The organism is Dellaglioa sp. CoH-56-MRSF-10 (genome assembly GCF_056782175.1).
The window spans coordinates 163,325-186,022 of sequence record NZ_JBXAYF010000002.1 but is presented as its reverse complement, the minus strand read 5'-3'; the positions used below and the strand labels follow the sequence as shown (position 1 = coordinate 186,022).

The following is a 22,698-nucleotide window of genomic DNA, read 5'->3' as shown; positions in this document are numbered from 1 at the left end:
AAGGAGATTCGTTATGCCAATTATAAATATTGATTTAATTGAAGGTCGTTCACAAGAACAACTTAAAAATTTAGTTAAAGATGTGACTGAAGCTGTTTCAAAAAATACTGGTGCACCTACAGAGCATATCCATGTAATTTTAAATGAAATGCGTAAAGATCGTTATAGTGTCGGTGGTATTCTAAAAAGCGACGAAAAATAAATATCATTAAATATGACTTCTGGTATATTCCAGAAGTCATTTTTTATAAAAAAATAACAGACCATTACTGATCTGTTACTAATTAACGATTATTTAGCTAAATTTAAATAATTTTTTAAGTAATGAGCAAGCCCATTTTCTTGGTTATTTAAAGAGGTAACATCATTGGCTAGACCTCTAATTTCAGAAGTACCATTTTTCATTGCCACACCCCAGCCAGCATATGAAAGCATTTCTTTATCATTACTTTCATCACCAAAAGCAACGATATCTTTTTGAGAGATACCATAGTAATCTGCTAGATAAGAAACACCAATTGCTTTTTGAATCCCTTTTGAAACAACTTCTAGAACAGGTTTTGGTCCGCCCCAAGTGTTGACTTCGATAACATCACCATATTTTTCAAGTAGTCTAGATGTAATTAATTGTTTTTTATCTTGATCGACAAACATCGTAATTGATGTCGGATCATGTTGTAAATTTTGTTTATTAAGAATTTGATTTGATCTTAAAACTTGTGGGAAAAAGCCTTTCACTAGCTGACTTGCATTGTCAGCCAATAACATATTTTTTCCTTCGGCTGCTAACATGTTAATACCTAATTCTTTTCTAGCGTTAAGAATATCAAAAACAATATCTCGATTAATTGTATATTCGTATGATTTATCCCAATTTTTATGTGGAATATGTGCCAGGGCACCATTAAAATTAATCATTGGAGTTGTTAACCCTAATGAATCATAAATTTGTTTTGAGATACGATATGGGCGTCCCGTTACAATACTGACAATGTGTCCTTCAGCTGTTGCTTGAGTAAGTACTTTTTTTGTTGTTGAACTAACTTCTGCATTATTATTTAAAGTTGTGCCATCTAAATCAATTGTAATTAACTTTTTGTTCATCGTTATTGTTCCTCCATCAACTTAACTTATGTGTAGTAAGATTTACAGTTTTTTATCTTAGTTAGTTCAGGATAGCATTTGAGTATGCAGTATTCAAACGTATTTAACCTTTTTTTATCTATTGTTATAAAATCGTATCTTTAATTTAATCCGGCTTCATAGTAACTTTGGCGCCGTATAACATTATTTTTTAGAAAAAGTAAAGAGTTCAGTAACATTAAAACAATAGATTGCAATGCTAAAATAGAAACGATAAACTAGTAATATTAGCTATTCAAGAGAGGATTAATCCTATGAGTGAAAGACGAAGTGCAGAAATAATTAAGCAAGATATTTTGACACATTTAGAAAAAGTGATGGATCCTGAATTGGATATGGATATTATTAATTTAGGTTTAGTATATGAGATTGAATTAGACAATGACAATAATTGTAATGTACAAATGACTTTAACCACTATGGGTTGCCCGTTAACAGGTGTTCTATCTGATTTAGTCGAAGATGCGTTAAAGCCAGTGCTAGAAATAAAAAAAGTAACTGTACAATTTATATGGAGTCCAGCCTGGTCAATTGAACGTATGTCTAGGTATGCAAAAATGGCACTCGGTGTCCATTAAAAGTTAGGGGGAAATTAAATTGATGATGCGAAGAAGATACATATTTATAGTAGCTATCTTACTACTTACATTCTTTACCACATTTTTATTTTTTAAGATGCAGGAAAAAGATTTAATCACAAAATTAGATAATCATAATCTATCTAAAAATGCATATGTTCTTAAAACAAAAGAACAAAATTTAGATAAATATAATACAACGTTAGCAAAATCAGAAAAAATTTCTGATTTTCAAATTCATTATCAAGTAAAAAACAAAAAAAATATTTCTTATTTTTATGCGAAGGGTAGTTATGATAAGCCACCAATGGTTTCTGGAACTTTTTTCTCAAATAATGATTTTTTATCTGAAGTTCCGGTAGCAGTAGTTGGTCGAAATATTGAAAAAAAATTATACTCGCCATTTCATCAGCAGTATTATAAATTAAATGGGCAATACGTTTCTGTCATCGGTATTATGGGTGATAAATACAATTCTGAGTTGGATAATCAAATTTTTATTGCAATGTCAACTGCAGACATAAGTAAATTGAAGGCAAATAATACAAATATTATTCTTGATTCAAAGCATGTCGTGACTAAGAATGTGTTAACGACCGAATTAACTAATACAACAGTTTCCAAACAGGTTAATGATAATTTAATTTTAACTAATAACTCATGGATTAGTCGACATTGGCAACAAGCGGTGGGCTTAATGGCTGTTATTGCTAGTGTTATGGTCGCAACTTATATTTGGATTGTTGGTGTTAGTAAACAAATTCGTAATCAGAAATTTATCAAACAATCAAAAAAAGTTATTATTTGGAATAACTTGCTAATTTACATGGGATCATTCTTAGTTGGTGGCTTAATAGGAACTGCGATTGGTCAGTCACAATTTTCGATTAAAACAAATATGATAGCTCTGTATGAGTTCGAAGGTACTCTATTTATCGTTGCTTCCGTTGTTTTCTACTTTGTTATCCGTAGAAGAGTTAATAAACGTAATAATTAATAAAAACGCCAAATCAGTTAGATTCATTATCTAACTGATTTGGCGTTTTTTATGTAAACATGATTATATTTGATTTTTAAAATTTTGTAACTCAGGTGATAAAATCATTCTAATTTTTGTTAAATCACTTAAATTTTTGGTGCCAAGTAACAGCATAAGCATGTTAATTTTTGATTGATAATCTGATATGGTATTTGTTAGCGCATCTTGACCTTGTTTATTGAGAATGTGTAAGAATGCACCAGAGATACCAACACTTTTAGCGCCTAAAGCGAGACATTTAACAATATCTAATGGGGTACGAATACCACCAGAGGCAAAAATTGTTAAGCCTGTTTGCAGAGATTTTGTATCAATGAGACTTTCAGCTGTAGTTAAGCCCCAATCCTCTAGAAAGGAGAAATCTTTAGCATGTCTACGTTCGTTTTCAATCATGGCAAAATTTGTGCCGCCACGACCAGAAATATCAACATAACGTACACCAATATCAGCTAATTGTTGAACCGTTTTATGAGACATCCCAAAACCAACTTCTTTAACAATAATGGGTACTTCAAGCTTATTTACGATTGTTTCAATATTCTTCAACCAATAAAACTCACGTTCACCTTCTGGCATAATAATTTCTTGAGCGGCATTAATATGAATTTGTAGGGCGTTTGCTTCAATCATATCAACGGCTCTTTTTGACTGATCTAGTGTTGCATTGGCGCTTAAATTAGAAAAAATGAGACCATTTGGATTCTTTTCACGAAGTATTTTAAATGTATGAGCCTTAGAAGGGTCTTTTAAGGCGATACTTTGAGAACCTGTCGCGATTGGTGTATTTGTGATAGCTGCAACTTCGGCTAATTGTTGATTTAAAATACCCGTTTGTTCACTGCCACCAGTCATAGCATTAATATAAAAGGGCGATTGAAACGAGAAATTTGGAAGCTCAACGCTAGATTGAATATCATTAATAGAAAGTTCAGGTAAATTTGAAGGAATAAGCTTGATCTCATTCAATTGATTTTTTGATTCCGTATTGAATAATTTTTCGGCGATAAATACGTGTTCATCTTTTCTGTGACTTTGAATTAAATTATCGTCTTTAATCATAAAAAACTCCTTATCCTATAAGGTCACTTTGATATCCAAAGGTTGAATATCATTTTGTGCCCAATCTTTAAATAATTCAGTACGATTTGTTTCAGAGGTTGCTAATGCAATACCGCAATCACCACCGCCAGCACCTGATGTTTTTGCGGCAGCATGTTGGGATTCTGATAAATTACAAAGGGAAGTTAATGATTCGGTTTCAATTATTACCTGACTAGCATCGGCTAATTGTTGTAAAATCATTCGATTATTTGTAATTTCTTGTTGAATAATGATGGAATTGTTTAATTTAAAGCCATCAATCATTGCAGTGACACATTTTTTTGAATCTTCTAAAAATTCAGAGTAAGTCTTTTTTTGTTTTGCTTTAAAAAGGGCCATCTTATCAACAAAAATGGAAGTTGAAGCTGGAGAGCCAGTCCAACCGATTAATAATTCTAAATCTTTAGGTTGCGGTAGGCGTTGGACAGAAAGCATAGGCCAATCCATAGATAAAAGTTCGGTTAGTGGCGTACCTTGTCTCATAATTTTTAACCATTCTCGATCAAATGAATAATAAGCAATCCATCCGCCATAAACACTAGCGGCAATATCTCCGAGTGAACCATTTCCTTGAACATCTAGGTGAGCCATTGCTGATAATTTAAATAGAGCGTTATCCGTTAATTTTAAATTATAAAATTGTGAAACGGCACGAACGGTTGCTACGGTAACCGCAGCAGAACTGCCCAAACCATATTTTTTACCATCAGTACTATCTAAATCACTATCAATATTGACATGATAATTAACCATCTGTTTTCCGATGGATTGTGCATATAATTCGGTTAAATGAATCGCCGATAATATGTAGTGAAAGGGGTTATCTCGATTATCAAAAATAATTTTTGTCCCTTGACGATACCAAGATAAAGAATTTTCTTGGTATTGTTTAGATGAAATACTACCTGTTTCTTTACTCTTTTTAATTGTTACAGTTACAAACTGATCAATAGCAACAATAATTGCTGGTGATCCAGGTTCAACAATTGCGTATTCTCCTGCAATATAAAGTTTTCCTGGTGCTTTAGCGGTGATCAAATAGCTCAATTCCTTTCAATATGGATAACACTAAATAAGTGTCGCTCCAGGTCCAGGCTTGGCAACCAAAAGATTTTTTGCACCAAAAAGTGGACTTAATTTATTTAAAATATAAGGTGTTTCAGTTTTGGAACAAATTATTTTAACATTTGGACCAGCATCCATTGTGAAGTAACAGGTAATACCTTCTTGACGCAAGTCACGAATAGCATCCATAGCACGTATGCTGTCAGGATTAAAATAAGTAAAGCTGGGATTAGCGCTTAAAGTTGTTGCGTGCATTTTCATTGCATTATTTTCAGCAATTTGACCAACTTTTTCGAGGTTTTTCTCTATAATAGCCTTTTTCATATCAATTAAATCACGTTCAGAAGATTTAACCCATTCATTGTAGAAAGGTGATGTGTCCACGGAATGTTGCATTCCAGAACGAGAATCAATCGCTTTTTCATGACTATTAATCATAATAGCAATCATTTGAAGATCCCAATCAATCGTTTCTTCAATCGGTATAGCAAAGGAGTCTTCATCATTGTGACCTTTTTCCCATTCAACTAGGCCACCAAAAATAGAGCGACTAGCTGAACCAGAACCACGACGTGCTAATCGTGATAAATCGCGTTTATTTAAATTTAAACCAATTGCTTGACTAGCAGCAAGCGCAAGTGCAGCATATGCGCTCGCTGATGACGCAAGTCCTGCTGAAGTTGGAACGTGATTTATTGATTCTACTTTAGCGTAAATATTTTTTTGTGCTTGATTACGAACAATATCTAAAAAGGCTGATACTTTGTTATCCTTTTTTTGTTTAGAATTTAGAAAGAAGGTATCTTCAGTTAGCGTATCGTCAAAAGTTACCGTAGTATCGGTATAAAAATGATCTAACGTTAAGGATAGGCTATTGTTGTAAGGAATAATTAAATCTTTATTTTGTTTACCCCAGTATTTAATGAGTGCAATATTAGTATGGGCGCGAGCTGAAATTTTATTTTTCAATATGTTGTGACTCCTTTTTAAGGGGTTGAATCCAAGTTGCAATGGCACCATTACGATTTAAGAGATGGCTTAGATTTAAAGCTTCTTCGGGTGTTTTAACTAGGGCTATCATACAGCCACCGCCACCACCACCGGTAAGTTTGGCACCTAAAGCGCCATTTTCTAGACTTGTTTTGACAAGTGCATCTAATTTGGGATGACTAACACCTAAAGATTTTAGTAAATGATGAGCCCTAGATAATGTGTGTCCTAAACTTATAGCATCATCTGTCGCAATTTGTGCCTTAGCCATACTTGTTAATTGACCAAGTTCGGAAATTATTTTTTCAGTAACGTCAGGACTTGATAAGACGCGATCACGAACTTGACCAACAGTTAAACCCGTTTGGCCCTTGATTCCCGTATCAGCAATCACTAAGGTTGCCTCTATGTTTAATGGGACAGGGTAAGCCTCTTGGTGCTTAATGAACCAAATGGGATCGCGGCTACTGGTTGTTGCGGCATCGATACCACTTGGAGAACCATGTGTGGTTGTTTCAGCGATATTGGCAATAAGTAGAAGTTCATCGCGTTCGATTTTCGTATCAAAAAAAGCGTACAAACTTCGAATTATGGCAATAACTGTGGCAGCGGAAGAACCCATCCCTCGTTCAGATGGGATGTCACTTTCAATCGTTAATTTAAATGATTGATGTCGTTTATTCAATGATTTTAAAATGTACTGGATAACTTGCTTAATGCCACGCATATTCATGGGAACATTTTTCAGTTCACCACTATAAAAACGACTTGTGATCCATTGTTTATCTGCCATTGCTTCCGTTAAAACTGATATTTTAACATTTGGTAAAGGGAGGGCAATAGCGGGTTGGCTATAAACAACAGAGTGTTCGCCGATTAATATAATTTTAGCATGGCTAGTACCAAGAAATTTTGCTTCTGTATTATCTGACAAATTGTTCAAAAAAAGAGTCCTCTCTAGATGAATTTACTTCCATTATCATACCTTAAAATTGTCGTTATAGCTATAATGGACTGGATGAACTTTGAGAATTTATAATGATTTAGTTTTTGGCATATGATTCTTTAATCAATATGGTAAAATAAACATAAATGCGTTAACTTAAAAAGACTGGTGATAAACTTCAATGAATAAAAATACGATTTATGCTGTAGTGGATATTGAAACGACGGGAACAAATCTTAAAAGTGGCGATCGAATGATCCAATTTGGTTGCGTTTTAGTTCAAAAAAATCAAATAATAAATTCTTTCTCGTTTGATATTAATCCTGGTATGGCAATTCCGAAAGTTATTACAGAATTAACAGGGATTACAAACCGTCAAATCAGAAAGGCTGCCTATTTTGAAGACGTCGCCGCAACGATTTACGCGATTCTCCAAGATACAGTTTTTGTTGCGCATAATATTAACTTTGATTTGCCATTTATCAATAGTGAGTTAGAAAGAGTTGGCTATCCTGCATTATCAATAAAAGGTGTCGATACTGTACAGCTTAGTCAAATCTTATTGCCAACAGCACCCAGTTTTAAATTAAAAGATCTGAGTCGATATTTGAATCTGACTCACGAAAATCCGCATCATGCCGATAGTGATGCCCATGTGACAGCTGAGTTATTTATCTTCTTATTAACTCGACTAGAAACGATTCCAAGAGAAACCTTATTTGAAATAAATCGTTTAAGTTCATTTTTATTAAGAAATACAAATGAATTATTTTCTGATGCGTACAGTGATAAAAATAGAAGACAGGAAAGACTACCAGATCATCTATACATTGTTGGAGGGATTGTCCTTCAACGTAGGAAACAAGATACATTTAATTTAACGAATTATGTTTATCCTGAAGCAGAAGTAGATAAGAAAAAAATATTTGAAAAACAATTAAGTTGGCGACCTGAACAAGCAAAGATGATGGACCTTATTTCTGAACATTTAAAAAGTGGAAATCGAACATTAATTATTGAGGCTCCTACAGGAATCGGTAAAACATTAGGTTATTTAATTCCAGCAGCTTATCATGCTCAAAATCGCAAACAAATTGTGATTAGTAGTGCGACAACATTACTTCAAACCCAGTTGATGAATCAGGCATTACCGTTACTTAACAAATTATTGCCTTTTCAAACAGCTGCAGTAAATTTGAAGGGCAGTAACCATTATATAAATTTAGCGGCGTTTAAAAAAGAATTAACACAAAAAGAAACCTCTGGACAGATAGCTTTAATGAAAATACGTATCTTAGTATGGCTGACAATGACTAAAACTGGTGAACTTGATGAATTAAAACTTTCAAGTTATCAAAATCCCATTTTTAATCAAATTGAACATCAAGGGGTTGGGAGTTTAGTATTAACTGATCAATTTTTTGAAGTTGACTTTATTAATACGTTATATAAACAAGTTGAATCGTCAGCAATTATTTTTACAAATCATGCTTTTTTAATGAAGCATCCTGGTTTATTTAACTCAGATCGTACAAAACTTGCGCCTGAATTAATTGTAGATGAAGCACAGCATCTTGCTGATGTTGCTCTACAGTCAAATAAAGGACGCATTCGATTCTGGAAAATTATTAATATGTGTGATTCATTATTGACTAGCATACAAAGTTCACAAAAATTTTCTTTTAATGACTTAATGGCAATTAATTTCTTAACAGCTAGTGAAAACAATCAATTATTAACAGAAATTAGGAAATTACGGGAATCAGTTGAGTTACTCATCAGACAATTTTCAAGAGAATATGGTCGACAAATTAGTAGGAATTCAGCAGCAAAAAATGAAACGACCGGAAAAGCAATTATTTTAAAATCAACTGAGCTAATTGGATTGATTAATCGAAATAAAATTATGCTTGAATCTGTTTTAAAAGTGATAACTGTTTTAAAAAGAGATGATGCCATTTTACGAGATCGTTATATCGCTGCAAAAAGCCAACAAAATATCGGCCAAGATGAGCAACAGCTTTTGAATCGTGTTCATAACTTTTTTAAGCAATTATTTGCAGAAACTGAGGGCTGGACTATATTTGAACAAAATCAAGACAAGCTAAATGAAAAGGTGCTTTGGTTAAGTTTTCCGATTAACGGACAAACAGACAAAATGCAATTTGAATTTAGTTTATCAGATGCAACTCATTTTCTTTCTGAAGTAATTTATCGGCACTTTAATCACCTGACGTTTACTGGGGCGACTTTGTTACTACCAGGTAATCCTGATTACATTATTGATCAGCTAGATATACAAGATGATAATTACAAAATCAAAAAATTAGGGAGTCCTTTTGATTATAGTAACCAAGCTAAATTGTATGTAGCAAGTGATGCTTTTGATGTTCGATCATCAAAAGAGCTTTATGAATCTTACTTGGCTGATTCAGTTTATGAGATTATAAAATCACAACGTAAACAAACGTTAATTTTATTTAATTCGCTTGATACGATAGCAAATGTTTATGGGTTATTAACAAAAAGAGGGTTACATCTTGATCGTGAACTTTTAGTTCAGGGTGTTACAGGACGGCCTGAAAAATTAAAAAAACGATTTTTATTAGGTAAAGACGCTATTTTAATGGGTACTGGTAGTTTCTGGGAAGGCGTTGACTTACCAAATGATAGATTAGAACTTTTAATTGTGACGCGGTTACCATTTGAGTCTCCAGAGTCGTTAAATGTAAAGGCGAAAGAAAAAGAGTTTGAAGGTCAAGGTAGGGATGTATTCAGTGAGTATTCACTGCCTAGAGCAACAATGAAGCTTAAACAAGGGTTTGGACGCTTAATTCGGACGTCAACCGATAAAGGGGCAATGATTGCATTGGACAATCGATTGATAAATCAAAGTTATGGTAAAAAAATGATTGAAGTATTGCCGGATGAATTACAACTTATAAATGAACCATTGGCAGATATTATTATTGATTTAAAGACGTTTTTATCTAATTCTGATAGTTAATCAGAATTAGATAATGTCTGTTATAATATGACCGTATAAAACTAAGACAGGAGAAAAATTGATCATGCGAAGATCCCCCAAAAAATCAAAAAACATCGTTTTTCTTTCGATACTTGGTACGATATTAGTTATTGTGGTAAGTGCTTTTATTTTATATAATCGCGCAAAATCACCGATGGCTACAGCTGAAAAAGAAGCTGTTACAATTGCTAAAAAATACGCAAAACTAGATAAAGAAACAGCATTTTATAGATATAATAGGGATGCAACTTATTTTACAGTTGCAGGGACAACAAAAGCTAATAAAAGAATTTATGTGATTGTTGCTCAAAAAGGTGGAAAAGTTAAAGTCTTATCACAATCAAATGGTAAGACAAAAAATGATATTTTAACTTATATCTGGAATGAAAAAAAACCTAGTAAAATATTGAATGTCGGACTTGGTATATACAACGGTGTACCTGCATGGGAAGTGAGTTATTTGAACAAGAAAAAAGCTCTTTGTTATGAAACACTGCAGTTCTCAAATGGTAAAGTTTTAAAATCCGTTGAAAATATATAATTGTCTTATGGACTAATATATCTGACTAATGATATTATAAAAGGAATGAAATCGATCTAGCAACTAGGACCGTAATGAGGAGGAAGTTTATTGAAAACAATTAGTATAATTGATGCTAAAAACCATGTAGACGAAGAAGTAAAAATCGGTGTTTGGCTTACTAATAAAAGATCAAGTGGTAAGATTGCATTTTTACAATTACGAGATGGAAGTGCCTTTTTCCAAGGTGTCGTGATAAAAAGTAATGTCAGTGAAGAAACTTTTGAAATGGCAAAAGAGTTACATCAGGAATCTAGCCTTTACGTTATTGGTGAGATTCATGAAGATAAACGCTCACCATTTGGCTATGAAATTGAAGTTAAATCACTTGAATTAGTTGGTGATAGTCAAGATTATCCAATTACACCTAAAGATCATGGAACAGAATTTTTGATGGATCATCGTCATTTATGGTTACGTTCAACGAAACCATATGCAGTTATGCAAATTAGAAATGAAATTATTCGCGCAACATATGAATTTTTCAATAAAGAAGGTTTTATAAAGATTGATGCGCCTATCTTAACTGGTAGTGCACCAGAAGGTACAACTGAACTTTTCCATACTAAATATTTTGACAAAGATGCCTATTTGTCACAATCAGGTCAATTGTATGAAGAAGCTGGGGCAATGGCCTTTGGTAAAGTATTCTCATTTGGACCAACTTTTAGAGCTGAAAAATCTAAGACAAGACGCCATTTAATTGAATTTTGGATGATTGAACCCGAAATGGCATTTATGCACCAAGAACAAAGTCTTGAAGTACAAGAACAATATATTGCGTTCTTAGTACAAAATGTTTTAGATAACTGTGACTATGCTTTAGATATTCTCGAAAGAGATAAAGAAGTCTTAAAAAGTTATACAAAAACACCATTCCCTAAAATTTCTTATGATGAAGCCGTCGAATTATTACAAAATTCTGGTGAATTTCCTGATACTAAATGGGGTGATGATTTTGGATCTCCTGAAGAAACTTATTTGGCAGAACATTTCAGTATGCCAGTATTCGTTTTAAACTATCCTAAAGCAATTAAACCATTTTACATGAAACCACATCCAACGAGAGAAGACGTCGTTATTTGTGCTGACTTATTAGCTCCTGAAGGTTACGGCGAAATTATTGGTGGTTCAGAACGTGAAACTGATGTAGATAACTTAATAGCACAAATTAAAAAAGCTGGATTGAACGAAAAAGATTACGAATGGTATTTAGATTTAAGAAGATATGGTAGTGTTCCTCATTCAGGATTTGGTCTTGGATTAGAACGCGCAACAACTTGGATTACAGGTGAAGAACATATACGTGAGGCTATTCCATTCCCACGTCTATTAAACCGTATTTACCCATAAAAAAGTAGAGAAAAAGAACCTTTAAACGAAATTGTTTAAGGTTCTTTTCTTAATTAAGGAGGCATTTTCGTTATGGATGCATTTATGAGTCAATTTTTAGAAGCAGGGGAAACCCATGTGTCTAATTTAATTTTACGGAATTATCGAAAAATTGGATTATCAAGTGATGAATTAATTTTCTTAATCCATCTATTAAGCTTTAATCAAGCAGGTAATAAATTTCCAGATACAAATCAAATTGCCAGTCAAATGGGCGTGACGGCCCAGGAAACCTATACATTACTGCAGAAATTAATCGAAAAAAAAGTTATTTCTATCAAAACAATTGATGATTCAAATGGGTACAGCACCGATCAATTTGATTTTAGTGTGTTATATGAAAAATTAAATAATTTAAGTCATAGGACACAAGAAAAGGTTGAAGTTGTTAAGAGTAATAATTCTCGAAAAGAGGTTTATGAAAAAATTGAAGTTGAATTTGGAAGACCTTTATCACCAATGGAATTAGAAAGTATTAGCATGTGGATTGATCAAGACCACTATATTCCAGAACTAATTTTGATGGCGTTGAAAGAAGCTGTCCTTAATCAGGCATACAGTTTAAAATATATGGATAGAATTTTACTAAATTGGGAAAAGAAGCATATAAAAACAAGTCAAGACATAAAAAAAGATAAAGAAAAAAGACAACAACAGAACTTTTCAAATAATGTGAAGAATAATGACAATACAAAAGAATCTAATGATAAACCGGAAATACCCCTATATCATTGGTCAAATTAATGAAATAAATAAAAACCTGGCGATATTCAGAATTTTAACTGAATATCGCCAGGTTTTTATTTAACGAGTAGCAGACGAAACGGCTTTACTGCTGTCTGCTTTAGATGAAGCACTTGAACTAATAGCGGAGCTAGAACTACTAGATGAACTAGAACTTTCTGAAGAACTAGAACTACTTGAACTAGAAGAACTGCTTGAACTAGATTCTTCTGAAGAACTAGAACTATTTGATATCTTAGGAACTGAATATGAACTGCTATCTGCTGTTGTTGTTTCTGCAGTAGATGAATCTGTTAATGATAATTCGCCATTTTTCAGATAAACGTCAGAAGGTTTTGTCCAATCCGTATTTGAAACTGATTGGGAAACGTACTGCATTAAGTTTTTATAAATACCTACAGCTAGATGTTGAGAATTAACATCTAAGTAGTTATTTGCGACTAATGGTGAATCATAACCTGTCCAAACTGCAATTGAGTAATTTGAAGTATAGCCGGAAAATAATGAATCCATAACTGCGCTAGATGGAAATTTAGAAGCAACATTTGATGGATAATCAGTAGTACCGGTTTTACCCGCTTGGTAAAGACCCGGTATTTGAGCTGCCGTACCTGTACCATTAGAACTATTAATAACACCTTTTAGCATATCAGTAATCATATAAGCAGTTGATGTTTTCATTGCTCTAGTACCTGAGCTAGAATAATTTTCAACTGTACCATCTTTTCTTTCAATTTCTGAAATATAAGTCCCTTTGTGATAAGTTCCACCATTTGCAAATGCTGCATAGGCTTCTGCATTTTGAGTCGTTGACATGTTTGCACCGATACCAGATGAGTAAGTATCAACTTGATCCTTAGAGACACCAAGTTTTTTGACGAATCCTTGGGCTTTTGATAATCCAACCGCTTCAAGTGTCCGAATAGCAGGGATATTACGTGATTGAATCAAAGCATTTCGCATTGTCATTGTTCCAAGATAGCTATTATCAAAATCATTTAATTGTTTTGTAGTAGCATCAGGGTAGTAATATTTTGTATCGCTAACTTTTTGATTAGTTGGGTAGTCTAGATATTCAATAGCAGGACCGTAATCCATAATAGGTTTCATGGTTGAACCGTTGCTTCGACTAGTTGCGACAGCCCGATTATACCCGAAAGTAACATTTGTTTGTTTACGGCCACCAATCATAGCTGAAATAGCGCCAGTTTTTGAATCAACCATGGTAACAGCTAATTGCATTTTACTGTCAGGATAGACCACATAGTTATTTGTATTAGCTATATCATAAAGTCGTTTCTGAGCATCCAAATCTAAGTTTGTACGAATCTTAAGACTACTGTTATAAGGATCAAAACCTTTATCTTTAACAGACTGAATAACTTCTTTTAAATAGGAATCAGAAATTTTTGCATTATAAGTATCTTTTTCGGCAGAATGTGATGTTCTTAGGCCTGAAGTAATTGGTGTCGCTTTAGCTGTACTTGCTTCGCTTGCCGAAATTTTGTTATTTGCTAACATTGCATCAATAACTTCATTACGTCGTTCCTTTGCGTATTCTGGATGCGCGTAAGGATTATAAGAAGATGGGGCATTAGGAATACCAGCAATTAACGCGATTTGTTCTGTATTTAATTTATTCAATTTTTTACCGAAATAGTAATTTGCAGCAGTTTGCATCCCGTAAATACCATTTCCCATAAAGACTTTGTTAGCATAGAACGTTAAAATCTGAGATTTACTGTATTTACGCTCTACTTGTAATGCTAGCCATGCTTCTTGCGCTTTTCGTTTTATTGTTTGATCAGATGCTTTTGTCGAAAAGACAGATAATTTAATAAGTTGTTGTGTTAAAGTACTACCACCTTGAAGACCAGCTGATCCACCAGTGATATTTGACAAGGCTGCACCTACAATTCGCACAGGATCAACGCCATTATGTTTATAGAAACGTTTATCTTCGATTGAAACAATGGCATCTTTTAATAGTTGCGGCATGTCAGACGATTCAGCGTAGACTCTTGAAGTTCCTAAGGTAGTGATGATTTCATCATTCTTTGCATAAATGACACTTGCAGGGGTACTTTCAAGACTACTTGATGTTATTTTTGGTGAATCTTTGGCGTAATAGAAAAATAAACTGATACTAGCAATTACGCCAATAACGAATAGAGCAAGTAAGCTCAAAAAAATACGTTTAAAAAGTTTACCTTTACTATTTTTACCTTTGTTGCCTTTTTTGTTAGTGCTTATTTCTTGTTCGCGTCGCGCAACACGAGTAGTACCTTTATTATCAGCTGTTGCCATAAATAAAATTCTCCTTTAATTATATAAAGCCTTAATTATAGATGCTCTATCATTTTATCAACGTATTTTAAATAGGGAATGACCGGATTTAAAGTATATTGTATCTCGAATCCTTCAGTTTGGACTGTTTTCAATGGAATTGATTTACGACCATTAACACTCTGCTTATCCCAGTAAGTAAATAGCGTTTTTGATGGTAGTAAGTAGACCTTACCTAAGGTTGTGAACTTCATTATAACAAAACTAATTCCTCTTTGTAATACACATGATTTCATATGGTTAATTTGGTGCTCATGAAAATTACTTAACGGAAATGAAGTTTTATTTTTAGTTTCTTTAGCTTCAAAATCTAAATAGTGGCCATCGTATATGCCATTGTAGTCAGTTGTTGACGCAGTTTGAAAGTAAGCTTCTTTAATAACAGCTGCACTTCGTTTAGGATAATCAACTTTTACAATTTGAATAGGCGTTGGTTTTTTGTGAATGACAGCCATATTATGAGCAAGGTAAAATGCGTTGCTTACGTTGATATCATCCTCTAATGACATCCCCCGTTTACCAAACAACAGCATATTTGACTTTTTTTGCGTATTTAAAGGTGATTGTTCATAAAGTTTTCCATTAGGATAATTAATACTCACAGTTATTTCACGCTCCAATCTAAAATATTATAACAATAAGTGATATAATTTAATAGCTTTAAAGGATTTGGTAACATATTCTTAATATAAGAAAGGAATATTTAATCAATTATGAAGCGTTTATGGGTGACTGGTTATAGAACATACGAATTAGGTATTTTTAATGAAAATGATCTTAAAATAAAAATCATTAAAAGCGCAATTAAAAAAAATATTATTAATGAAATAGAAAATGGATTGAAGTGGGTTATAACTGGCCCTCAGCTTGGTGTTGAGCAATGGACGGCACAAATTTGCCTAGATATACAAAATGAATATCCTGATTTCAAGGTATCAGTTATGCTACCATTCAAAGAGTTTGGTAATAATTGGAAAGATGATAAAAAATTAGTTTTAAATCAAATATTAAATGATGTAGATTTTTCTGATTATGTTAGTAAGGATACCTATCAGTCGCCACAGCAATTAAAAAATTATCAAACTTTTATGATAGAACACACAGATGGCGCGTTATTACTTTATGATTCAGAAAATGAAGGCAAAACAAAATTTGATTTATTAAAAATAAAGCAAACTAAAGAAGTGAAAAACTATGCATTACGTATGATAGATTTTATGGAATTAGAAGATATTGCAAACGAAATGGAAGAGGAACAAAATAATCATTTGAATTATTAAATAATTCTGCTATAATAAACAGGTATTAACATTATTTATGAGAAATTAGTGATGAGGTGTACGAATATGACGGATGTTAATTTTGTACCTAAAGATATCTTACAAAAACATTTTGAAACAAAAATGCGTGGATATGATTCTAAAGAAGTTGACGAATTTCTTGACGATGTTATTAAAGATTATGAAACCTTTGATAAGAAAGTCAAAAAACTTCAAGAAGAAAATGATCGTTTAATTGCTCAAGTCGACGAACTTACAAAACAGGTTACTGTTGGTAAAAGTTCACAGACGACCCAAACAACATCTACAACTTCAAATATGGATATTCTTAAACGATTATCTAATTTGGAACGTCGTGTGTTTGGTGCACAGTTAGATGAGAATGAAAATTCTAGAAATCAATTTTAAATTAATTGAATGATGTAATATAGATTCAGTGTAAATTTCGGGTAATTGCGGTCTATTAAGTTAGGCTGAGGAAAGTCCATGCTTGCACAAGCTGAGATGCTTGTAGTGTTCGTGCTTGGTGAAAAAATAAGCCAAGGTACCTTCGGGTAACGGCGGATAAAATGACTAAGGCTTCGGCTATGTCAAAGTAATCTGTAAAGTGCCACAGAGACGATACAATATTGGAAACGGTATTGCTGGAACGCGGTAAACCCCACGAGTAGGCAACCCAAACTTTGGTAGGGGCGCTTCATGACGGAAATGAACAAATCATGGGGGCAGATAATATCTGGAGATAGATGATTACCACTGATTTCATCGCCTGAGATGGATGACGTACAAAACATGGCTTATAGAAATTTACATGATTTCAGGATGAACTAGGATGAAGAATTTTCTTTTATCCTAGTTTTTTTATTAAAAAAATTAAATTATAGTGAAGGTGCAAAATGGAAACTTTTAAATTATTGGCAACCGCAGCTAGCGGTATTGAGTCAATTGTTGGAAACGAACTTAAACATATGGGTTATGATGTTCAAGTAGAAAATAGTCGTGTCCGCTTCGAAGGAACAATGGAAGATGTTATTAATACAAACCTATGGTTGAGAACCGCAGATCGCGTTAAAATCATTGTTGGTGAGTTTACGGCTACGACTTTTGACGATTTATTTGAACAAACAAAAGCAATCTCTTGGGATAAGTTTTTACCATTAGATGCGGAATTCCCTGTTCAAGGAAAATCTCAAAAATCAACACTCTATAGTGTTCCAGATGCCCAAGCAATCGTGAAAAAAGCAATTGTTGATCAATTAAGTGATGTCTATCACCGTACAACACGCTTACCAGAGACGGGTTCAAAATATCCATTGGAAGTTGCTATTAATAAAGATAACGTCTTATTGACACTTGATACAACGGGTAGCAGTTTATTTAAACGTGGTTATCGTGTTGAAAAGGGTTATGCTCCTTTAAAAGAAAATATGGCAGCTGCGTTAGTTATGTTAACTAATTGGTATCCAGAAAAACCTTTTGTTGATCCAGTATGTGGTTCAGGAACAATCCCAATTGAAGCTGCATTAATGGGACATAATATTGCACCTGGTATCGGTCGTTATTTTGTATTCGAAGATTGGGATTTTGTTGAAAAAGGACTATTTGATCGTTTAAGAGAAAAAGCAAAAGGTGAAGCAAATCTTGATGTAGTATTAGATATAGCAGGTTATGATATTGATGCTGGCATGATTGAAATTGCTAAAAAGAATGCCGCTGAAGCTGGCGTCTTGGATAGTATTGAATTCAAGCAACTTGCTGCAAAAGATTTTACAACAGAAAAAGAAAATGGTGTTTTAGTCGCTAACCCACCATACGGTGAACGATTGAGCGATACTGAATCTGTACGTGTTTTATACAAACAGATGGGTGTTGTTTATAAACAAATGCCTACTTGGAGTAAATATATCTTAACAAGTGACTTAACTTTTGAAGAATATTATGGTTCAAGAGCATCTAAAAAACGTAAGCTATATAATGGCTCATTGAGAACGGATTATTTCCAATATTGGGGTAAACGTAAACCAAGAGCATAATAAATAATAAGTTTAAAAGCTATCTAATCAACGATTAGGTAGCTTTTTTTATTTAAGATAAAAAAAATAAGTGTTATCTCTTTACTTATTAATAGTAAGTGATATACTAAGTTTATTCAAATAGAGAAGGGGAAATTAATTATGAAAACTCAATTATTAGATCTTATGGAACAACGTCGTTCAATTTACGCTTTAGGGGATAAAGTAAGTCAAACACCTGATGAAATTACTGGTGTTATCGAGGATGCTATAAAGAAATCACCAACATCATTCAATAATCAAACAATTAGAGCAGCAATTTTATATGGTAAAAATTCAGACATGGTTTGGGATATCGTTGAAAAACGTCTTAAATCTGAGGTTCCTAATGCTGAAGCATATAAGAAAACTCAAGAAAAGATTGCAACATTCCGTGCTGGATTTGGAACAATATTATACTTTATAGATACTGATGTTGTTGCTCAAAATGAAAAAGATTTTGCTTTATACGCTGATAACTTCAGAGTTTGGGCAGAACAAGGTTTGGGCGGTGCTCAACAAAGTGTTTGGACAGTATTAGCTGAAAATGGTATTGGCGCAAGTTTACAACATTATAATCCACTTATTGATACTGAAATTAAAAATGCGTTTAATATCCCTGGAAACTGGGAATTACGTGCACAAATGCCATTTGGTTCAATTGAAGCAGCGGCAGGAGATAAAGATTTCATGTTAGATGATGACAGATTCTTAGTTATTAAATAATAGTTCAAAAAGATGAAACTTAAGGTTTCATCTTTTTTTATGGAAAAATATAGAATATCTGATCAATTATGTTAAGCTTTAAATATAGAAGAATAATTTTATTGTGTTAGAGGAGATCATAAGCATGAAAAAATATCAAAAAACATATTTTTATCAACCCGAGCTAGCTAAAACGGTTATTTTATGGTCATGGACGTTCTGCTTATTTTTAGGTAGTTTATTATTATGGTTAGAGATAACAACATTACAAATTTGGACAATTGTTTTATTTATACTTTTTCTTATTGTATCAATTGTTCAAATCTTGAATCGTAAATTAATAGTTGACGACAAAAATATTAAGTTAACTAAGGTTATTCGAAAACATAATGAAATAATTGAAATTTCCGCAATAAAACAAGTTAAATTAAGAAGATTTGGACTATCTTTTTATTTAGCCAATAGTAAAAAGTCAGTTGTTTTGAATTCTAGAAGCAAGTTACAATTATACACGGACCTTAAAAAGGGAAATAAATGATGCCAATAGGTGTCATTTATTTTTTTATAAAAAAGAAATATTAAAAAGAGAAATAGCTTGAATATCCATTAAAATACGAACTATTTTTATTAATTTTTTAATTTCGTCCTTTTTTTGCTTTGACACAACGCTGAGTTGTTGATAGAATAGGTTTATTAAATTTGGAGGTAATCGAATGGCAAAGATAGCAATTGTAATGGGATCGATTTCCGACTGGACCACAATGAAATTTACGGCTAATTTATTAGATGAACTTGATATTGAGTATGATAAAAAAGTTATTTCGGCACATCGAATGCCAATAGAAATGATTAAATTTGCAGAAAGTGCGGATAAAAATGGGTATGAAGTTATTATTGCTGGTGCGGGTGGTGCCGCACATTTACCAGGAATGATTGCAGCTTCAACCGTCATCCCTGTAGTAGGCGTTCCGGTGCAGTCCCATGCGCTAAATGGAATAGACTCTTTACTGTCAATTGTTCAGATGCCTGCGGGAACACCCGTAGCAACTATGGCAATTGGTAAAGCAGGTGCAACAAATGCCGGCATCTTTGCCGCAAAAATTTGTGCCTTAAGTGATTCAACTATAAAAGATAATTTAAAGTCATATCAATTATCACTCCATCAAAAATCTTTGGAAAGTAGTGATTTACTTGATTAAAAGGATATTACCAGGACAAACAATTGGTATTATTGGTGGTGGTCAGCTAGGACAAATGATGACAACGTCTGCAAAAGAAATGGGTTATCGTGTGATTATATTAGATCCGCAAAAAGATTGCCCAGCTGCTCAGGTTGCGGACAAACAAGTGATTGCAGATTATGACGATGAGATTGCTATTTTAAATCTTGCAAAAATGTGTGATGTACTAACGTTTGAGTTTGAAAATGTAGATGCTGATACGATTGATGCAGCAAAGCAATATTGCTATGTTCCACAAGGGTCGACTGCACTGCGTATTTCACAAGATAGAATTAGTGAGAAACAATTTTTGGAAGCTCATAATTATCCAATCGCACCATTTAAATTAATACAAAGTTTTGATGATTTAGAAAATGCCATTAAAATAACTGGGTACCCATCAATTTTAAAAACGATTCGTGGCGGATATGATGGTAAAGGACAAGTTATTTTAAAGACAAGTGCTGATTTGATTGAAGCGGGAAAATTGATTCAAAATAGAACATGCGTGTTAGAAGGCTTTGTTCAGTTTGATCGTGAAGTTTCCGTTATCATTGCTAGAAATGAATTAGGCCAACAAAGTATTTTTCCGATTATCGAAAATCAACATCGTCATAATATTTTACATGAGAGTTCTTGTCCGAGTCGTTTATCGATTGAGACAAGAAAAGAAGTTGAAATTATTGCAAGTCAAATTGCTGATGATTGTTTGTCTGTTGGAACAATGGGGATTGAATTTTTTGTTTCAGATTCAGGTGGCGTTTATGTTAATGAAATTGCACCTAGACCACATAATTCCGGACATTTAACAATTGAGGCCTGTTCCTTATCACAATTTGAAGCGCATATTAGAGGAATTTGTAATTTACCAATGTTAAAACCACAGTTGTTAAGTCATGCTATTATGATTAATATTTTGGGACAACATGTCCAGTCAGTATTAAATGAAATTCAAAATGAAGGTCAATGGCGGTTTCATTTTTATGGTAAAAATGAAGCAAAACAAGATCGTAAGATGGGTCATGTAACGATATTAACCGATAATATTGAGCAAGCTAAAATTGATGTATATCAAACGAAAATTTGGGATTAAGAGAGGAAGATAAAAATGATTGATCGTTATACAAATGCTGAGATGGGTGCCATATGGTCAGATGAAAATAAATATAAAGCTTGGTTAGAAGTTGAAACATTAGCTAGTGAGGCTTGGGTTGAACTAGGCCATGTTCCAGCAGAAGACGCTGAAAAAATTCGTAAAAATGCTAGTTTTGATATTGATCGTATTTTAGAAATTGAACAAGAAACAAAGCATGATGTCGTTGCCTTTACAAGAGCTGTCTCAGAATCTCTAGGGGAAGAACGTAAGTGGGTTCATTATGGATTAACTTCTACAGATGTAGTTGATACAGCGTATGGATCTATTTTAAAACAGGCTAATGAAATTTTGCGTAAGGATATTGAAGAATTTATGGCTGTTTTAGCTGATAAAGCAGTTGAATATAAAGATACTGTTATGATGGGTAGAACACACGGTGTACATGCTGAACCAACAACATTTGGATTGAAAATTGCATTGTGGTATTCTGAAATGAAACGTCATCAAATTCGTTTTAATGATGCAGCATTAGATGTTGAAGCTGGAAAAATTAGTGGTGCTGTAGGAACATTTGCCAATATCCCAATGTTTGTGGAAACTTATGTTTGTGAGCATCTTGGAATTAGACCTCAAGAAATATCGACACAAGTCTTACCACGAGATTTACATGCTAATTATGTTTCTGAGATGGCTCTTCTTGCAACATCGATTGAAAAAATGGCAACAGAAATTCGTGGATTACAAAAAAGTGAGACACGAGAAGTTGAAGAATATTTCGCTAAAGGCCAAAAAGGTTCATCAGCTATGCCACATAAACGTAATCCAATTGGTTCAGAAAATATTACAGGGTTAGCGCGTGTCATTCGAGGACATATGGTCACTGCCTTCGAAGATGTTACATTATGGCATGAACGAGATATTTCACATAGCTCTGCAGAACGTATTATATTACCCGATACAACTATTTTATTAGATTACATGCTACGTCGCTTTACAAAAATAGTTAAAGAATTAACAGTATTTCCGGAAAATATGAAAAAAAATATGGACCGTACTTTTGGTCTTATTTACAGCCAAAGAGTTTTACTTAAATTAATTGATAGTGGCATGTCTAGAGAGGCTGCATATGATTTAATTCAACCTAAGACGGCAATCTCTTGGGATCAACAAATACAGTTCCGTCCCTTATTAGAAGCAGATGAACAAATAATGTCTGCATTAACTCAAGCAGACTTAGATGATGCTTTTGATTATCATTATCATATTAGAAATGTTGATGCTATTTTCGAACGAATTGGTCTCATTTAAAGAAATATGTAAACCATAAAGTTATTTTAATAGCTTTATGGTTTTTTGTTTGCCATAATACGAACTTTAAATTAAAAAAATATAAA

The 22,698-nt window shown here is 33.2% G+C and carries 22 protein-coding genes and 1 other RNA gene; 16 read left to right on the top strand and 7 right to left on the bottom strand.

Translation table 11 applies throughout. The features are described 5' to 3' along the window. Positions 1-13 precede the first annotated feature (13 nt). Positions 14-202, top strand: a complete 189-nt coding sequence (locus tag AC1RP4_RS02685; RefSeq protein ID WP_481761282.1) for a 2-hydroxymuconate tautomerase — start codon at positions 14-16, stop codon at positions 200-202. A gap of 89 nt (positions 203-291) precedes the next feature. Here the strand turns inward: AC1RP4_RS02685 and AC1RP4_RS02680 are convergent, their stop codons facing one another. Then, entirely contained in the window at positions 292-1,104 is an 813-nt protein-coding gene (locus tag AC1RP4_RS02680; protein ID WP_409022582.1) for a Cof-type HAD-IIB family hydrolase, read from the bottom strand. Between the two features lie 293 nt (positions 1,105-1,397). Here AC1RP4_RS02680 and AC1RP4_RS02675 point away from each other — a divergent pair, with 293 nt between their 5' ends. Both AC1RP4_RS02675 and AC1RP4_RS02670 read left to right on the top strand, forming a co-directional pair. Continuing rightward, on the top strand, positions 1,398-1,721 hold the full coding sequence (locus AC1RP4_RS02675) for a metal-sulfur cluster assembly factor (RefSeq protein WP_481761283.1): 324 nt from the start codon (positions 1,398-1,400) through the stop codon (positions 1,719-1,721). A 22-nt stretch (positions 1,722-1,743) separates the two neighbouring features. Beyond that, the gene (locus AC1RP4_RS02670) at positions 1,744-2,718 is read left to right on the top strand and encodes an ABC transporter permease (RefSeq protein WP_481761284.1); all 975 of its coding nucleotides are present in this window, start codon (positions 1,744-1,746) and stop codon (positions 2,716-2,718) included. 63 nt (positions 2,719-2,781) lie between these two features. Here the strand turns inward: AC1RP4_RS02670 and fni are convergent, their stop codons facing one another. From fni to mvk, 4 genes are read right to left on the bottom strand one after another with little or no spacing between them, the layout of a single operon-like run. Then, the gene (fni, locus tag AC1RP4_RS02665) at positions 2,782-3,819 is read right to left on the bottom strand and encodes a type 2 isopentenyl-diphosphate Delta-isomerase (RefSeq protein ID WP_481761285.1); all 1,038 of its coding nucleotides are present in this window, start codon (positions 3,817-3,819) and stop codon (positions 2,782-2,784) included. A gap of 15 nt (positions 3,820-3,834) precedes the next feature. After that, positions 3,835-4,899, bottom strand: a complete 1,065-nt coding sequence (locus AC1RP4_RS02660) for a phosphomevalonate kinase (protein ID WP_481761406.1) — start codon at positions 4,897-4,899, stop codon at positions 3,835-3,837. Positions 4,900-4,929: 30 nt separating this feature from the next. Then, positions 4,930-5,895, bottom strand: coding sequence for a diphosphomevalonate decarboxylase (gene mvaD / locus AC1RP4_RS02655; protein ID WP_481761286.1), 966 nt, complete (start codon positions 5,893-5,895; stop codon positions 4,930-4,932). Further along, positions 5,885-6,850: a mevalonate kinase gene (gene mvk, locus AC1RP4_RS02650; protein ID WP_481761287.1), complete on the bottom strand. Its 966-nt coding sequence runs from the start codon at positions 6,848-6,850 to the stop codon at positions 5,885-5,887. Before mvk ends, mvaD begins: the two co-directional genes overlap by 11 nt. Positions 6,851-7,043: 193 nt before the next feature. Here mvk and AC1RP4_RS02645 point away from each other — a divergent pair, with 193 nt between their 5' ends. The 4 genes from AC1RP4_RS02645 to AC1RP4_RS02630 all read left to right on the top strand — a co-directional run bounded on the left by AC1RP4_RS02645 (position 7,044) and on the right by AC1RP4_RS02630 (position 12,606). Further along, a complete protein-coding gene (locus AC1RP4_RS02645) occupies positions 7,044-9,869 on the top strand; it encodes a helicase C-terminal domain-containing protein (RefSeq protein ID WP_481761288.1) in 2,826 nt (941 codons plus the stop codon). Positions 9,870-9,933: 64 nt separating this feature from the next. Beyond that, entirely contained in the window at positions 9,934-10,431 is a 498-nt protein-coding gene (locus tag AC1RP4_RS02640; RefSeq protein ID WP_481761289.1) for a cell wall elongation regulator TseB-like domain-containing protein, read from the top strand. Positions 10,432-10,521: 90 nt separating this feature from the next. Next, positions 10,522-11,823 (top strand): asparagine--tRNA ligase, encoded by a 1,302-nt coding sequence (gene asnS / locus AC1RP4_RS02635; protein ID WP_409022573.1) that lies wholly within the window; start codon positions 10,522-10,524, stop codon positions 11,821-11,823. Positions 11,824-11,895: 72 nt separating this feature from the next. Then, positions 11,896-12,606, top strand: coding sequence for a DnaD domain protein (locus tag AC1RP4_RS02630; protein ID WP_481761290.1), 711 nt, complete (start codon positions 11,896-11,898; stop codon positions 12,604-12,606). A gap of 60 nt (positions 12,607-12,666) precedes the next feature. Here the strand turns inward: AC1RP4_RS02630 and AC1RP4_RS02625 are convergent, their stop codons facing one another. Next, positions 12,667-14,913 (bottom strand): transglycosylase domain-containing protein, encoded by a 2,247-nt coding sequence (locus AC1RP4_RS02625; RefSeq protein WP_481761291.1) that lies wholly within the window; start codon positions 14,911-14,913, stop codon positions 12,667-12,669. 35 nt (positions 14,914-14,948) lie between these two features. Next, positions 14,949-15,554, bottom strand: coding sequence for a Holliday junction resolvase RecU (recU, locus tag AC1RP4_RS02620; RefSeq protein ID WP_481761292.1), 606 nt, complete (start codon positions 15,552-15,554; stop codon positions 14,949-14,951). Positions 15,555-15,665: 111 nt separating this feature from the next. Between recU and AC1RP4_RS02615 the strand changes: the two genes are divergently transcribed. The 9 genes from AC1RP4_RS02615 to purB all read left to right on the top strand — a co-directional run bounded on the left by AC1RP4_RS02615 (position 15,666) and on the right by purB (position 22,612). Then, positions 15,666-16,232, top strand: coding sequence for an SLOG family protein (locus AC1RP4_RS02615; protein WP_481761293.1), 567 nt, complete (start codon positions 15,666-15,668; stop codon positions 16,230-16,232). 66 nt (positions 16,233-16,298) lie between these two features. Then, complete coding sequence (gpsB, locus tag AC1RP4_RS02610) at positions 16,299-16,640, top strand: cell division regulator GpsB (RefSeq protein WP_481761294.1); 342 nt, start codon at positions 16,299-16,301, stop codon at positions 16,638-16,640. 33 nt (positions 16,641-16,673) lie between these two features. Then, an RNA gene (gene rnpB / locus AC1RP4_RS02605) (RNase P RNA component class B) lies at positions 16,674-17,037 on the top strand. A 91-nt stretch (positions 17,038-17,128) separates the two neighbouring features. Next, complete coding sequence (locus tag AC1RP4_RS02600) at positions 17,129-18,265, top strand: THUMP domain-containing class I SAM-dependent RNA methyltransferase (RefSeq protein WP_409022567.1); 1,137 nt, start codon at positions 17,129-17,131, stop codon at positions 18,263-18,265. A 141-nt stretch (positions 18,266-18,406) separates the two neighbouring features. Continuing rightward, positions 18,407-19,009, top strand: coding sequence for a nitroreductase family protein (locus tag AC1RP4_RS02595; protein ID WP_481761295.1), 603 nt, complete (start codon positions 18,407-18,409; stop codon positions 19,007-19,009). A 124-nt stretch (positions 19,010-19,133) separates the two neighbouring features. Further along, on the top strand, positions 19,134-19,526 hold the full coding sequence (locus AC1RP4_RS02590) for an EbsA family protein (protein WP_481761296.1): 393 nt from the start codon (positions 19,134-19,136) through the stop codon (positions 19,524-19,526). A 175-nt stretch (positions 19,527-19,701) separates the two neighbouring features. Continuing rightward, entirely contained in the window at positions 19,702-20,187 is a 486-nt protein-coding gene (gene purE / locus AC1RP4_RS02585; RefSeq protein ID WP_481761297.1) for a 5-(carboxyamino)imidazole ribonucleotide mutase, read from the top strand. Beyond that, entirely contained in the window at positions 20,180-21,301 is a 1,122-nt protein-coding gene (gene purK / locus AC1RP4_RS02580; protein ID WP_481761298.1) for a 5-(carboxyamino)imidazole ribonucleotide synthase, read from the top strand. Before purE ends, purK begins: the two co-directional genes overlap by 8 nt. Positions 21,302-21,316: 15 nt before the next feature. Next, a complete protein-coding gene (gene purB, locus AC1RP4_RS02575) occupies positions 21,317-22,612 on the top strand; it encodes an adenylosuccinate lyase (RefSeq protein ID WP_481761299.1) in 1,296 nt (431 codons plus the stop codon). Positions 22,613-22,698: the final 86 nt, after the last annotated feature.